Genomic DNA, 14,367 nt, shown 5'->3' on the forward strand with positions numbered 1-14,367 from the left:
GATGCTTTCACCGATAATAATAAACGGCTGGATACGATGATAGGAAAAATACTTACTAAGGTTTTTGGCAGCAGTAATGAAAGGTATCTCAAGCAGCTTCGACCTGTAATTACCCGGATTAATGAGCTGGAGAGCGGCATCCAGTCGCTGGATGATGCGGCAGTGGCGGCAAAATCCGTGGAATTCAAGCAACGACTTGAAAAGGGTGAGCCTTTGGACGATCTTTTACCGGAAGCCTTTGCCGTTGTTCGCGAGGCGGGTAAAAGGGTTCTTGGCGAGCGTCATTATGATGTCCAGTTGGTCGGTGGAATAGTGCTGCACCAGGGTAAAATCGCCGAGATGAAAACCGGCGAGGGAAAAACGTTAACCTCAACGCTGCCGGTTTACCTCAATGCGCTGACGGGGAAAGGAGTACATGTCGTTACCGTCAATGATTATCTGGCCGCCCGTGACAGTGAATGGATGGGCAAGGTGTATACCTTTCTCGGTATGAGTTTCGGCAAGATTATTCATGGCCTAGATGACAAAGAACGCCGTGCCGCCTATGCCGCCGATATTACCTATGGAACCAATAACGAATTCGGCTTCGATTACCTGCGGGACAATATGAAGTTTGACCTTGTTGATTTTTGTCAGCGTGGCTTTAATTTTGCGATTGTCGATGAGGTCGATTCCATTCTGATCGATGAAGCACGAACGCCGCTGATTATCTCCGGTCCGGCAGACATTTCCACGGATCTCTATAAAAATGTCGACCGGATTATTCCCAAATTCAAGAAAGATGAGCATTACACCCTGGACGAGAAGTCCAGGCAGGTATCCCTGACGGAAGAGGGGGTTGCCCTTGGCGAAAAACTCCTTGAAGTGGAGAATCTCTATGATCCGACCAGTATAGAAAAGCTGCATCATCTGAATCAGGGACTGAAGGCCCATGTCATTTTCAAAAAAGATGTCGACTATATTGTCAGGAACGATCAGGTTATCATTGTTGACGAATTCACCGGCCGAACCATGGAGGGCAGGCGCTACAGCGATGGCCTGCATCAGGCCCTCGAGGCCAAAGAACGGGTGAAAATCGAACAGGAAAATCAGACCCTGGCCTCGATTACTTTTCAGAACTATTTCCGGATGTATGAAAAACTCGCGGGCATGACCGGTACCGCCGATACGGAAGCCCCCGAGTTCAAGAAGATTTACAATCTGGACGTGGTGGTCATGCCGACCAACCAGCCGATGGTCCGGATCGATTACGCCGATGTTATCTACAAGAACGAGGCAGCAAAATATCGGGCGGTGGTCAAGGAGATTGCCGAACTGCACAAGATTGGACGTCCGGTGCTGGTGGGGACTATTTCCATTGATGTATCGGAGAAAATCTCCACTATGTTGAAGAAAAACAAAGTTGAGCACGAAGTCCTCAATGCCAAACATCATGAGCGAGAAGCGGAAATCATCGCCGGTGCCGGACAGCTCGGCAAGGTGACCATCGCCACGAACATGGCCGGCCGAGGAACGGATATCAAGCTCGGGCCGGGAGTCGTCGAGGTGGGCGGTCTGCATATTCTCGGCACGTCGCGCCATGAATCCCGTCGTATCGATAACCAGTTGCGCGGTCGTTCCGGTCGTCAGGGGGACCCTGGGTCTTCACGGTTTTATCTGTCTCTGGAAGACGATTTGTTACGGATCTTTGGTTCCGGGCGTATTACCGGTATCATGGACAAGCTGGGCATGGAAGAAGATGAACCCATTGAGCATAACATGATATCCCGGGCCATCGAGAACGCGCAGCGCAAGGTTGAGGGCCATAACTTTGATATCCGGAAACATCTGCTTGAGTATGATGATGTCATGAACAAGCAGAGAGAGGTTATCTATCGGCAGCGCCGGGATGTACTCGAAAAAGACGATGTGAGCCAGGTTGTCCAGGATATGATCGAGGATCTTGTCGATGAAGTCACTGGAGAATTCTGTCAGGATCGCCTGGACTCCGCCGAATGGGACTGGCCGGGATTTACAACCCGTATGGGGGAACTCTTCCACCATGTGCCTGAATGGCCGGAAGAGGAACTGGTCGGATTGAAAAGGGAATCCTTTACGGAAAAAACCCTTGATTTTGTCCGACAGGCCTATAAAACCCAAGATGAAATAAATGGGGTCAAGACCCAGCGGCATATCGAAAAACTCATTCTGCTGCAGGTGGTCGACAGTCATTGGAAAGACCATCTCTTGTCCATGGATTACCTGAAAGAGGGTATCGGCTTGCGCGGGTACGGTCAGAAAAATCCTCTCAACGAGTATAAACGCGAGGGATATGAGATGTTCGGCCGGATGGTCGAGACGGTTAAATCACAGGTTGTTTCCAGCCTCATGCGGGTACGGGTGGTACGCGAAGACGATGTGGAACGTATGGAGGAGGAGCGGCGTAAACGTCATGAACAGGAACAGCTGCGCATGAATAAGATGGCTGCCGGGCAGGAACCGGAGCTCGCTCAACCGGTGCGGCGCGAGGGAGACAAGGTCGGCAGAAATGCTCTCTGCCCGTGCGGTTCCGGTAAAAAATATAAAAAATGCTGCGGCAAAGAGGCCTAGCTCTCTAACGCAAGAGGGTACAGGCAACGCGGAATGCCGAGATTTACGCAACAGGCCGACTGGTTTTTCCAGCCGGCCTGTTGGCGCTTTATCAGCCGTGCAGAAGCTCCGGCTGCATCAGGTTTTCTTCCATATGCTTGAGTTCGTCGATGCCGGAGACAATAATTTCAGGATCAGGGGTAAGTTCCTCCACCCCAAGCTTGTCGGCATAGTCCATCTGGCTGAGGATGGTTTTTATGCAGTTGATTCGAGCCCTTTTCTTGTCATTTGATCGAATGATCGTCCAGGGGGAGAGGGTCCGATTGGTTTCCGAGAGCATCTGAAATTTACGAATGGAGTATTGATCCCAGTACTCCTGGGCCAGATTATCAACCGGAGAGAGCTTGTACTGTTTCAGGGGATCGGTTTTTCGTGACTCAAAGCGGGCATTCTGCACTTGTTTTGATACGGAAAAATAGAATTTGAACAGTTTGATACCGTCTTTCACCAGCATTTCCTCAAACATCGGCACATCCTTGAGAAAACGCTTGTTTTGTTCATCGGTGCAGAAGCCCATGACCGGTTCAACCATTGCCCGGTTATACCAGCTGCGGTCAAAAATGACTATTTCCCCGGCCGATGGCAGATGCGCCACGTAGCGTTGAAAATACCACTGGCTCAATTCTGTCTCATTGGGTTTCATCAGGGCGACAACCCTGGTGTTCCGTGGATTAAGATGAGCAATTGCCCGCTTGATAGTCCCTCCCTTGCCGGCCGCATCCCGTCCTTCGAAGATAGCCAGAACTCGCTGTCCGGTCGCCTTCATCGAACTTTGCATTTTCATAAGTTCGATCTGGAGTTTTTTTAATTCTATTTCATACCGGAGATGTTCGTTTTTTACCCAGATAGCCGTCTTGTCATCACCCTTTTCGGTGTTGATATTTTTATAGGCGGTTCCTTCCAATAGCCTCGTTTTTTCCAGTACAGCGGTTTCTTGCGATATTTTAGGGTCTTCCGACGGACGCTGCTGCTTTTTTGTTGCTTTCTGTTTAGCCATACGAGGTTCCTCGATTGAAAGGGAAGGTGAATGTCTCAATGCTGCCGGGAGCACCTGAAGCAGGAGCCGTCGCTGGTGCCTTACCGGTCCTGCCAAACGTGCATGCCTGGGTGAAAATGTTTGCTGTTGCAGTACAATAGCAAAGAAATCGACAAAATGTACAGGTTAATTCAATTTTTTGCCCTCCTGAAACATGGTGGCGTATATTCCCGGGAGGCCGCTCTTCCTGATTTTCGCGACTACTTCGGCTATATCATAGTCTATCCTGAAGTGGTGGACGGTGAGCGAGTCTGCGGTAATCTCCAGGGTGGCGCAGGACGCTCGTGGATCGTCGTCGAACATCCTGCCCGCCGAGCCCGGATTGATGAAATGGATGTTTGCCACGGTTTTGTGGTAGGGGGTATGCGAGTGGCCGGTGACGACAATTTGACAATTGGTCAGCTCGGCCAGTTCATGGAACCTGGTGTCCGGCGTATCGGTAAAGAGGAATTCATCATCGTCGGCGGGGCTGCCGTGAAATATCCCCAGTCTCATCGCGTGCTTTCCGGTGCTTTTTCCCTGGGGGAAGATCTTCAATATATAGCTTGTCGTCAGGGAGAGGAGATAGCGACGGCTTCTTGTCGATAAATCTTTCGCAGTTGAAGTGTACATGATGCGTTTATCGGGTTTCCCTGGTTTCTTGAACGACTTGCCCAAAAGCAGTTTGATGACTTTCTTGTCGGTGTTGCCGAGGATGGAGATGGCCTGGTGTTTGGCCAGCCAGGTGAGTGTTTTATTTGGAAAAGGTGCATAGACGAGAGAATCGCCGGGGTTGACAATGTAGTCGAAGGAGGCGGCATCCAGCTGTCGGTCGATCGCCTGCAGGGCAGGATAGTTGCCGTGGATATCGGATATGAGTAAGATTCGTATAGTCATCAATCATCAGAGGAGGGGGGCAACCAGCAAGACGGTGTTTTCTTTAAATTCTTCCCACCGGCCTCTTGCCGAAAAGAGATCTATGTCGAGTTCCAGAGACTGACTGAGGTAATCCTGTTGTACAGCGAACAGTTCTTTGGTGAATGCTTTGCAGTAAATTATGAGCGTGGCTTCAAAATTGAGCCAGAAGCTGCGCATATCCAGATTGACTGACCCAAAGAGCGAAAAATCACGATCGACGGTAATGGTCTTGGAATGGAGAAGGCCGCCATGAAAAAGAAAAATATGTACTCCGGCGTCGGCGAGTTCCTGATATCGGGCACGGCTGGCATACTTGACCAGGAGGGAGTCGTTGTGTCGGGGGATAATGATTTTCACTTTTACACCCCGCTGGGCGGCGGCTTTCAGTGCGGCCAGCAGCGGCTCGTCCGGAATAAAGTAGGGGGTGGTCATGATTAATTCTTGACGGGCGGCGTAGATGGTGGTGAGGAGCAGGTTGTGAATAGCCTCGGGGACCAGACCTGGTCCCGAAGGGACAAGCTGGATTGCCGATTTTCCGGCAACGGCCTGGGGATGCTTGGCACCCATATCAGCGGCAATGGTTATGTCTTTGAGGAATGACTCGGCGCGAATATTTTCCCCGTCCGTATCGAGAAACCAGTCACTGATAAAGGTTCCGGCTATGCATTCGACCACCGGACCTTCCACCTTGACCATCACATCAATCCAGTTGCCGACTCCGGCATCTTTTTTAAACACCTCGGGGTCGACCATGTTCTGGCTGCCGGTAAAGGCAATTCGGCCGTCTATGATGACAAGTTTCCTGTGGTTACGGATGTCAATTCTTGAAAACAGGGCATTGATTATGCCGGCGGACAGTGATTCCTGGATTTTTATCCCGGCGTTTTGCATTCTGGCTGCGGTTTCGCTCCTCAGAAAATCACGGCTGCCGATGGAATCAAGTAATATTTTACAGCTCACGCCCCTGGCTGCAGCCTGCATCAGGGCATTGATAACCGTGTTCACCCGTCCGCCTTCCTCCCAGATATAGAATTGCAGGTGGCAGGTAGAAGTTGCGGCCTGGATTGCCTGGCTTATCGAACTGAGGATTTCTTCCGGGCAGGTAATAAGCGTCAGATTATTGCCGGCCATCGCCGGGATGCCTACCAGTGTTTGGGCCTGCCGGTGGAGAGGGATGCATTCGGGATTGATGTTACGCCAGGAAACCGGCGCTCTGTTCTGCAGGGTTTTCTGCCAGCGGAGATAGGTATTGTAGGCAACCTTTGCTCTCGCCGTGCGTCTTTCTGGTAGCCGGTTTTCACCAAGGAGCAGATAGGAAAAACCTCCGAAAAAAGGTACGACGAGGACGACCACCAACCAGGCGAGTGAAACCCCGTAGGGGCGTTTGCGCATAATAACCCTGACGGACAGGCCGATTCGGATAAAAAAATCAGCCAGCAGCACGAGCGTTGAGAAGAGGGTGTAATTCCCGTGGGGGTCTAGAATATCCATGACATAAAACCGTCTAATTCCATTGAGTCCGATATGGTCGGATTGCTTGCCGAACATTGCATTTTCCCGCATACCCCAGAGAGAATATCTATCAATGATAGTGGAAACCAGGTATTACTGTTTTGTGACCGCTGTGCCGATAATTTTAAAGTAGCATAATCAGCTGGATAAGTGGTAGATGTATTTTGCGTATCTGTTGGATGCGTGAGAAATTAATCTGGATGGGTAACCGCGATTCAAAACAAAAGCTGAATAATGACTAATGGACTAGAAATGTTATGAACATTAAAGGATTTTTATTTTCCGCCGTGCAGGCGGGCATACGATATGCGGACAGGCTGGATCTCGGACTTATCTATAGCGAGACCCCTTGCGTAACAGCAGGATTATTCACCACCAATCAGGTCAAGGCGGCACCTGTCCTTATCGATAAAGAGCGGCTGAAGGGCGGACATGCCCAGGCCATTCTGGTCAACAGCGGCTGTGCCAATGCCTGTACCGGCACTAAGGGCATGGAGGTGGCCAGGGCAACGAGCAGTCTGGTTTCCGGGGCGCTGGGCATTGCCGATGATTTGGTACAGCTCTCCTCCACCGGTGTCATCGGCGAACAGCTGAACCTCGAACCCTTTGCGCGGAGTATGCCGGCACTTGTCAACGAACTGTCTGCCGATAATTTCGAAAAGGTTGCCGAGGCGATAATGACCACCGACACCGTCCGGAAAATTGCCGAAACTACAGTGAATATCGGCGGGAAGGAGGTCAAAATAATGGGCATGGCCAAAGGGGCGGGAATGATTATGCCCAATATGGCGACGATGCTGTCCTTTGTTTTTACCGATGCCCGAATCAATTTTCCGGAACTGCATAGATCTCTTAGCAAAAGCGTTGAACGGACCTTTAATCGGATAACCATTGATGGGGACACCAGCACCAATGACATGGTGCTGGTCATGGCTAATGGGGCCGCTGAAAATCCCTGGATCGACGGTGATTCTCCACAGGACAGACAGGTTTTTCAGGATGGGCTCGAAAATGTCCTGAAGGATCTGGCCCTGCAGATAGTCAGCGATGGCGAGGGTGCGACGAAAACTATCACCATCAGGGTCTGCGGTGCCAAAGAGAATGCGGATGCAGAAAAAATTGCCAGAACCGTCGCTACCTCCAGCCTGGTGAAGACAGCATTTTTCGGAGAAGATGCCAACTGGGGAAGAATCCTTGCGGCCATGGGACGCTCCGGCGTACGATTTTCTCCCAACCGGGTTGATCTGGCCTTCGGCAATGTGCTGATTGTCAAGAATGGTCTGTCGTTGGGACCTGAGGCCCTGGCTGCCGCCACGCAGGTTCTGAAGGAGAAAAGTTTCGCCGTCTGTATCGATCTGAAAGACGGGCCCGGCTGTGAAGAAATTTACACCTGTGACTTCTCCATCGACTATGTGAAAATTAACGCGGATTATCGGTCATAGGATGTCCCTGATCTGCGACAAGGTTGCTTTCACCTATCCCGGAGCACAACACCAGCTCTTTGAAGAAGTGTCATTTCAACTGACGACACCGGGATTCCATTCGTTTTTCGGCCCTTCAGGGGTGGGTAAAACCTCTCTGGCGAAAATCATCACCGGCGATATCAAAAGATCCTCCGGCAGGGTTGCAACCGACGGGCTCAACACCCTCTTCTACTCACATAATAAGGAGCGGCTGCCCGGCTGGTCCGCGGTAGGCCGTCATTTAACGCGGGTCATTCCGCCGTCGATGCGTGCCGGCATTAACGAGCTGGTGGAGATATTCGGCCTGTCCGACTGCATCAATTCCCGGTTTGACCAGCTGTCCATGGGACAACAGAACCGGGTCAACCTGATTCGCTACCTGCTGCAGGACTGCGACCTGCTGATTATGGACGAAAGCCTGGCCAACGTCGATGAACTTACCCGGGAAAAGATTATTCTGGCCATCAAGGCGATGTTTCCCCAGCGATATTTTATCTATATTTCCCATAATGTCATGGAGGTTGCCAAATTCTGCGATTCGATCCTGGTTTTCCGCGGCAGGGGCAAGGCGCCACAGACCATCATGATTCAAGGCTGCAACGTCCTGAAAAAAGGAGACCTTTCGCGCGCGGCCCTGGATGCGACCCTGCTGGAGATCATGAATGCTGCCTAGACGCGTCTTGCAATTCTTTATCATCTACGTCCTGTTTCTCGGCGGCCTGATGGCGTTGAAATATAGCCTCGCGCTGTCCGATTACGTCATTCCGGCCCCCTCCGGCATTTTCCAGACCTTGATCGCCGAATACCGTGGGTACAGCCTCGCCACCTTAAATACCATGTCTGTGGCGGTGATCGGCCAGATCATTTCGGTGGGCATGGCGTTTGTTATCGGCATCACCGGCCGTCAGTCCACCTGGCTTGGCTCGTTCATCAAGGTCGCCGCCTACAATTTTCAGGCCTACCCCATTGTCGCACTGGCGCCGATTCTCTTCATCCTGCTTGGCGACGGTTTTCTCACCCGTTTGTTGATCGCGGCGATGATCTGTTACTTTCCGGTGCTGCTCTCCGTTTTAGGCATCATGTCCAAGCCGGTTGACGATATCGAACATTTCTACCGGGTCACCGGTCGCATGCGCTGGCAACTGGAGGTCAAGATCCGCACCTTTGAAAACCTGGCGCAACTGACCACTGTCATCGCCGGCAGCGCCACCCTGGCCATGGCCGGGACCATTGTCGGGGAATTCATCGCCGCCAATGCCGGCATCGGTTACAATATCCGGATCGCCCTCTATCAAAGCGATCTGGGCAAGATTCTCATCGCCCTTTTTCTGATCGGCATCACCATTGCCATCTACCAGGCACTGCTGGAATCGCTGGGGGCAGTCATAAAACGGGCCTGGACCGGAAGGTAATTCCCCTCACTGGATATGGGATACGACCGGACCTTTCATACCAAAGAAGGAGCAACAATGAACAGCAAAGCCAAAACTCTCATTCTGCCTGCCTGTGTTCTGTTGGCAATGGCGATGCTCGTTGCAACCAGCGCCCAAACGGGTGAAAAAATCGTTTACCGCCTGAAGTGGCTCCGCAATGTCAGCGTGGTCGGGGCCTTGTATGCCGAAACCCACCATCTGTTCGACAAAGCCGGGCTTGATGTGGAGGTCAAAGCCGGTGGACCGGAGCGGGATGCGATCAGGGAGCTGGAACTCGGCTACGCCGATTTTGGCGAGGCCTCCGCTGACCAGGTGCTTCGGGCGCGCGCCAAGGGAGCGCCGGTGGTGGTGATCGCCCAGCTGTTCCAGGTCAACCCGCTGCAATGGATGTATCGCCCGGAGGAGATGCAGATAGGAAATCTTGCCGATCTGCAAGGGAAAGTCATCGGTGTCACCTTTGGCGGCAACGATGAAACCATTATGAACACCATGCTGGCTGAAGCCGGCCTCGGCAGCTCCGACGTGACGCTCTTTAGTGTCCGCTACGACTACACGCCGTTTTACCGGCGCCAGGTTCAGCTCTGGCCGGTCTATCGGAATGCCCAGGGCCCGCTTATCGCGGCACAACTGGAGAAAGCCGGAGAAAAGACCGCCTTTTTCAATCCGGCGGAATTCGGGGTGAAATTCGTCGCCAACTGCGTCGTCACCGAAACGCGCACCTTGACGGAACAGCCCGAACTGGTGCAGCGTTTCCTGGCGGCCCTGCTTGCCGGGTGGCAGCAGGCGCTTGATCCGAAAAATCAGGAAGAAGCCATCGATACTCTGCAAAAGTACGATCCGGATACGCCGCGCCCGATCCTGGAAGAGCAGCTGAAAATCACCCGCGATTTAATTCAGCCAGATACTACGCTTGCCATCGGCACAATCGATAAACAGGGCTGGGAGCAGACCGAGCGTATCATGCGGGCTCAGAAACAACTGCCCAGGGAGGTCGATATCCGGGCAATATTAAGGCCGATTGACGGTGGTGTCGAATAGGGGAATCATACACGGCTTCGCATTGCTTCCGGTGTCGGTGTGCCATTCATCAACAAATAACCTTTGGCTTATCTCTGGGAATCAAAATGAGCCAGGAGTATGGAAACGCTTAAAAAGCATAATTCTCTGTCATTCCGTTCTCTCCTTTGATATTCTTTTGTTAAAGACATTGTCAAGCCACTTACGATTGTGTTTTTTCAAGAGATATATTTACATAGTGGGCTTTTCTCTCAATCCTCTGAATACTTGCATATGATCTTCATGCTGCTGAACAAACGATTCTCATCCGACTCCCTGGTAGTATTCTTCCTGTTTGTCGTTTCCACCCTGCTCTTTGGTTGTTCATCAATGAAAGAAGCGGAAGTCCTGCATCAAAACAATATATTACAAGAAAAAAACAACCAATTGGCGGCCGAACTAGTTGAAAAGAATGCAGTAACCGCCAGCTTGGCGATTAAGTTAGTGGAGAAACAGAAGGAAATCGACAGGATCAAATCCACGCAGGAACATCTTACCCAGGAGATAGCACATACCAAGGCAATGATGTTACCTACTCTCCACACCAAGGTTGAGGTGGTGACATATCTGGCTGAGGTTGAGACGGATATCAATGCAGCTAAGAAGCTTGCCTCTGACGGTGAGCAACTCCTCTTTGTGCAGGCCGATCGTTTCATAGCGGAGAGCAAGGTTGAGTTGGAGCAAGGCAATTACGACACGGCCGTTTCTCGGGCGTTTCAGGCTGTGGAATTGATACAGGCTATACGGAATAAAACAGCTATGAACAGGAGCATGGAAAAAAGTACCTATGCAGAATTCATCCGCCCCCTGCATCTGAATTTAGCGAAACGAAGCAATATTCGAAAAAAGCCCACCAAACGAGGGAAAATCTTAGTGACACTGGCCCCGGGAACACCTGTTACCGCCAGTGGATATCAAGGAGATTGGATAAAAGTAACCAGCAATATCACCCAGGAGGGCTGGATCCATTATTCCCTGCTGGCTGTTTCTGAAACAACTCCCCCATTCCCCAGACCTGTCAAATAACCGGGAATCATGCGGGGCAATCCTCGCTGGCATGAGAGGAAATCGATGCGTTGTCCGAGGCCAGGAAAATTCGGTTTCGACCGGCGGCCTTTGCCGCATACAACGCCTTGTCGGCCCTATCGATCAGGCTGATGCCATTTTTGTCTTCCGCAACGACTCCCGTCAACCCAATACTGATGGTGATATGCAGCGACACATCCTCACAGGTAAAAACATGCTGGTCCACCGCCTGTCGGATTCGCTCAGCAGTTTGCAGTCCCTCGTGAATGCCTGTTTCTCCCAGAATGACAAGGAATTCCTCTCCCCCGTAGCGCCCGGCACTGTCCACGATGCGCAAGGTCTCCTTGAGAATGCCGGCGAGTTGGACCAGAATGGCATCACCTGCCAGATGTCCATGGGTGTCATTGACCGTTTTGAAATAATCAATATCGATCATCAGGATTGAAAACTCAGATGAATATCTTCGATAGTGTTCAAAATTGGTCGCCAGATCTTCCATGATCTGCTTCCGATTGGCCAGCTTGGTGAGCGGATCGGTCGTGGCTAACTGCACAAGTGCTGCCCGATTCTTCTTCAATCGACACACCATTTGATTGAACATCCTGGTGACAATGCCTAGTTCATCATTTCTATGAATATTTACAGAGACATCCAGATCTCCACCAGCCACCCGCAACACACCATTGGTTAAGGACTTGAGTGGGATGATGATCTGACTGGTGATGATGCTAGCCGTACCGCCGATGATTATGGTGAGGAACAAGGTAATCAATATGATTTGATTCCGCGCCTGGATCAGATCGGCAAAGACATTGTCATAGTTTTCGGCAATGAGGAGTCCCCATGGGAGATCGTCAAAAGAGATCGCCAGACCAACAACCCGCACGTTCCGGTCATCAACGAAGTCATGAAGGTGGTGGGGATTCTTGAACAGGTCCAGAACCTGAGCTGGGGCACTGGTCGTTTCTTTGTGATTCTCAGGCGAGGCCGTGGACAAAATATAGCGACCGTCCTTTTTAAGCAGAATGATCGTTTCGGAGTTCATCCCCTTATCGGTTTTGGACCGAGAGGCCTTGAGCAGCGGTAGAAGCCCCTGTAGCCGCACCTCCATGACAAAAAATCCAAGCTGAGTCGAATCCTGCCCCAAAAAAAGAGGAGCCCCGATAACGATCATGGGAGAGGGATCCTCTTCGATAAAATACGCGTCTCCGGTAAAAAAACGCGACCTGACAATCTGACTTTTCCAGTTGTCAGGCAAGATAACCGGGCGATGCTGATCAGAAGTATCTGAGGCGGCAATAATCTGCCCTTCGCAGTCGAGTACCAGCAAGCGTCGGTAATCTGTGAATTGATTCCTGATAAGTGTCAGATAATTATTGATTATGTGCAGATTCGATGCTGTCTTTATCTCCTTGTTCGGTACGTTGCTTCGGCTTGCTGCATGATATTGGCTCAAATTGTCGAGAACAACAAACGAATCGGCAAAAACGTGCAGATCGTAATTTCGTTCCTTGAACCAGAGGTTGGTTTCACGTTTGGCGATATCGACAGAATTAAACAAATTCTTTTCAACTTTCTCGGTTGTGGCCTTGTGGCTCAGGTCATACCAGAACCAGCCCATCCCTAACGACGGGATCAAAGTGACCAGTATTGAAAAAAACAAAATCCGATTTCGAATAGACCTGAATCCTGCTGTATGTTGTTGATTATTCATAAAATTAGGGAGGAGAGAGATTAGGAGATGAAATGCTCATCGATAAGGATACTTCATTGTGAATTGTAATTACAAGCATCCTGTCAGTATAAAAAAAATAACAGGCTTATTACGTATTATTAACTCTGGTCACAAAATTGGCTTATGTTTCAAACGGATGAAATTTGACAAAATTAGGCTGGTAACATTCACAGCTTTCCAGTTCCTGGACCCAGCCGATTTCCAGGCCGAGAAAGTCCATTTCGTCCAGGACTTCAGCGTATTCCTCCTGGCTCACCCCTCGATCCAACTCTGGGAATGGGCATCCTCCTGACTGTGGGCTGTATTGGGACATAAGCGAAATGGTGATCCGGGGGGAGATTTCTTCGGCCAGAAAACGCAGCACACGCCGACTGTTCTCGACTTGACCGGGAAGCACCAGATGGCGCACAATCACTCCTGACTGAATCTCTCCTTCACCATTCAGCACGAGATCCAACCCCTTTTGCCGCACCATTTCCCGAATCGAACGCATGGCAACCTGTGGATAGTCGGGAGCCCCGGAGAGCTGCCCGGCCAAGTTGCTATCGATATATTTCAGATCGGGGAGATAAGCATCAATGACAGGAGCCAGGGCAGCGAGACTTTTTACCCGGTCGTAACCATTGGTGTTATAGACGGTGACCGGATTACGCCCCTGGTCGCGCAATGCACAAATGATGCTTTGTACCTGCGGAATCACATGCGAAGGCGAAACAAAACCAACGGCATGGGCACCTTGGGCCAATATCGCCGCAATTTTGCAAACGACATTATCGAGCGCAAGAGTGTACTCAACTTCCAGTCCGAAATTACGACTGATTTGATAATTTTGACAGTAGCAGCATTGCAGATTGCAGTGGCTGAAAAAGACATTGCAGATACCGTGTTGTCCGCTGATCACCGGTTCTTCACCGTGATGCAGACAAATGGAACCGATCTGATACCCCGCTCCGGTCCGACAATATCCCAAGTGCCCAGCCAAACGATCAACACCGCATTTTCTGGGGCAAGACTCACATGAGCTTAATGTTTCTCCATAGGTATTTATTACCAACGCCGTTATTTACTTTCCGTTAACATTTGCAAACTGCATACGCGTACCGCGCAATTTGAACCGCGCGGTACCCTCGACAAATCGCAGCCAGGACATGTGCACTGCTGCGATAGAGACAATCCGACTTTACCCCATTTCTTTTCAATCTGAAATTATCTCATTGGAAATATTATCGACCACCACGGGACACTCAAGGTAGGTAATCAAAGGATCCGTACCATATTTTCTCCGAACAAAAGTTTTCCACTCTTCCGTGTAAATTCGATCGGCATCTTCGCGGGAATGCCAGAGATAGATTCCTCCTGCCTTTGTGCCATCTTCCGACAGAAAATAGTATTTCCGCTGGAGTCCCGCCATCTTTTTATATTTTGGCGCCGTACTCAAAAAAGTCTCTTTTGCCTGGTCTCTTGAAATTTTTTCAGGCAGTTTAAATTCTACAATTACCGTAAACATTGGCACCTCCAATTTCGTACAGATATAATCTTAACCTTCCATGGTGGATTCGTGTGAGAAAAATGTTCCAGAGA

At 50.5% G+C, this 14,367-nt stretch carries 12 protein-coding genes; 6 read left to right on the forward strand and 6 right to left on the reverse strand.

Going from position 1 to position 14,367, the window contains the following annotated elements:
* Positions 1 to 36 precede the first annotated feature (36 nt).
* Positions 37 to 2,589, forward strand: coding sequence for a preprotein translocase subunit SecA (gene secA, locus ACYQ8U_RS10155; protein ID WP_459945425.1), 2,553 nt, complete (start codon positions 37 to 39; stop codon positions 2,587 to 2,589).
* A 91-nt stretch (positions 2,590 to 2,680) separates the two neighbouring features.
* Here secA and ppk2 read toward each other — a convergent pair whose 3' ends face one another.
* From ppk2 to cls, 3 genes are all read right to left on the reverse strand, one after another.
* Positions 2,681 to 3,625, reverse strand: coding sequence for a polyphosphate kinase 2 (gene ppk2 / locus ACYQ8U_RS10160; protein WP_459945426.1), 945 nt, complete (start codon positions 3,623 to 3,625; stop codon positions 2,681 to 2,683).
* A gap of 165 nt (positions 3,626 to 3,790) precedes the next feature.
* Positions 3,791 to 4,540: a metallophosphoesterase family protein gene (locus tag ACYQ8U_RS10165; RefSeq protein ID WP_459945427.1), complete on the reverse strand. Its 750-nt coding sequence runs from the start codon at positions 4,538 to 4,540 to the stop codon at positions 3,791 to 3,793.
* A gap of 6 nt (positions 4,541 to 4,546) precedes the next feature.
* Complete coding sequence (gene cls / locus ACYQ8U_RS10170; RefSeq protein ID WP_459945428.1) at positions 4,547 to 6,109, reverse strand: cardiolipin synthase; 1,563 nt, start codon at positions 6,107 to 6,109, stop codon at positions 4,547 to 4,549.
* A gap of 221 nt (positions 6,110 to 6,330) precedes the next feature.
* Between cls and argJ the strand changes: the two genes are divergently transcribed.
* The 5 genes from argJ (at position 6,331) to ACYQ8U_RS10195 (ending at position 11,051) form a co-directional block, all read left to right on the forward strand.
* The gene (gene argJ / locus ACYQ8U_RS10175) at positions 6,331 to 7,515 is read left to right on the forward strand and encodes a bifunctional glutamate N-acetyltransferase/amino-acid acetyltransferase ArgJ (protein ID WP_459945429.1); all 1,185 of its coding nucleotides are present in this window, start codon (positions 6,331 to 6,333) and stop codon (positions 7,513 to 7,515) included.
* A 1-nt stretch (position 7,516) separates the two neighbouring features.
* Entirely contained in the window at positions 7,517 to 8,209 is a 693-nt protein-coding gene (locus ACYQ8U_RS10180) for an ATP-binding cassette domain-containing protein (protein ID WP_459945430.1), read from the forward strand.
* Positions 8,199 to 8,948 (forward strand): ABC transporter permease, encoded by a 750-nt coding sequence (locus tag ACYQ8U_RS10185; RefSeq protein WP_459945431.1) that lies wholly within the window; start codon positions 8,199 to 8,201, stop codon positions 8,946 to 8,948. The genes ACYQ8U_RS10180 and ACYQ8U_RS10185 overlap by 11 nt, the downstream gene beginning before the upstream one ends.
* A 57-nt stretch (positions 8,949 to 9,005) precedes the next feature.
* Positions 9,006 to 10,007 carry an ABC transporter substrate-binding protein gene (locus ACYQ8U_RS10190; RefSeq protein WP_459945432.1) on the forward strand — a complete coding sequence of 334 codons (1,002 nt, stop codon included), beginning with the start codon at positions 9,006 to 9,008 and terminating at the stop codon, positions 10,005 to 10,007.
* 261 nt (positions 10,008 to 10,268) lie between these two features.
* Positions 10,269 to 11,051, forward strand: a complete 783-nt coding sequence (locus ACYQ8U_RS10195) for an SH3 domain-containing protein (protein WP_459945433.1) — start codon at positions 10,269 to 10,271, stop codon at positions 11,049 to 11,051.
* Between the two features lie 7 nt (positions 11,052 to 11,058).
* On the opposite strand, the gene ACYQ8U_RS10200 is transcribed toward ACYQ8U_RS10195, so the two are convergent.
* From ACYQ8U_RS10200 to ACYQ8U_RS10210, 3 genes are all read right to left on the reverse strand, one after another.
* On the reverse strand, positions 11,059 to 12,714 hold the full coding sequence (locus ACYQ8U_RS10200; RefSeq protein WP_459945434.1) for a sensor domain-containing diguanylate cyclase: 1,656 nt from the start codon (positions 12,712 to 12,714) through the stop codon (positions 11,059 to 11,061).
* Positions 12,715 to 12,907: 193 nt separating this feature from the next.
* The gene (locus tag ACYQ8U_RS10205) at positions 12,908 to 13,768 is read right to left on the reverse strand and encodes a radical SAM protein (RefSeq protein ID WP_459945435.1); all 861 of its coding nucleotides are present in this window, start codon (positions 13,766 to 13,768) and stop codon (positions 12,908 to 12,910) included.
* Positions 13,769 to 13,981: 213 nt separating this feature from the next.
* A complete protein-coding gene (locus ACYQ8U_RS10210) occupies positions 13,982 to 14,293 on the reverse strand; it encodes a YdhR family protein (protein WP_459945436.1) in 312 nt (103 codons plus the stop codon).
* Positions 14,294 to 14,367 lie beyond the last annotated feature (74 nt).

The organism is Desulfocastanea catecholica, assembly GCF_054657295.1.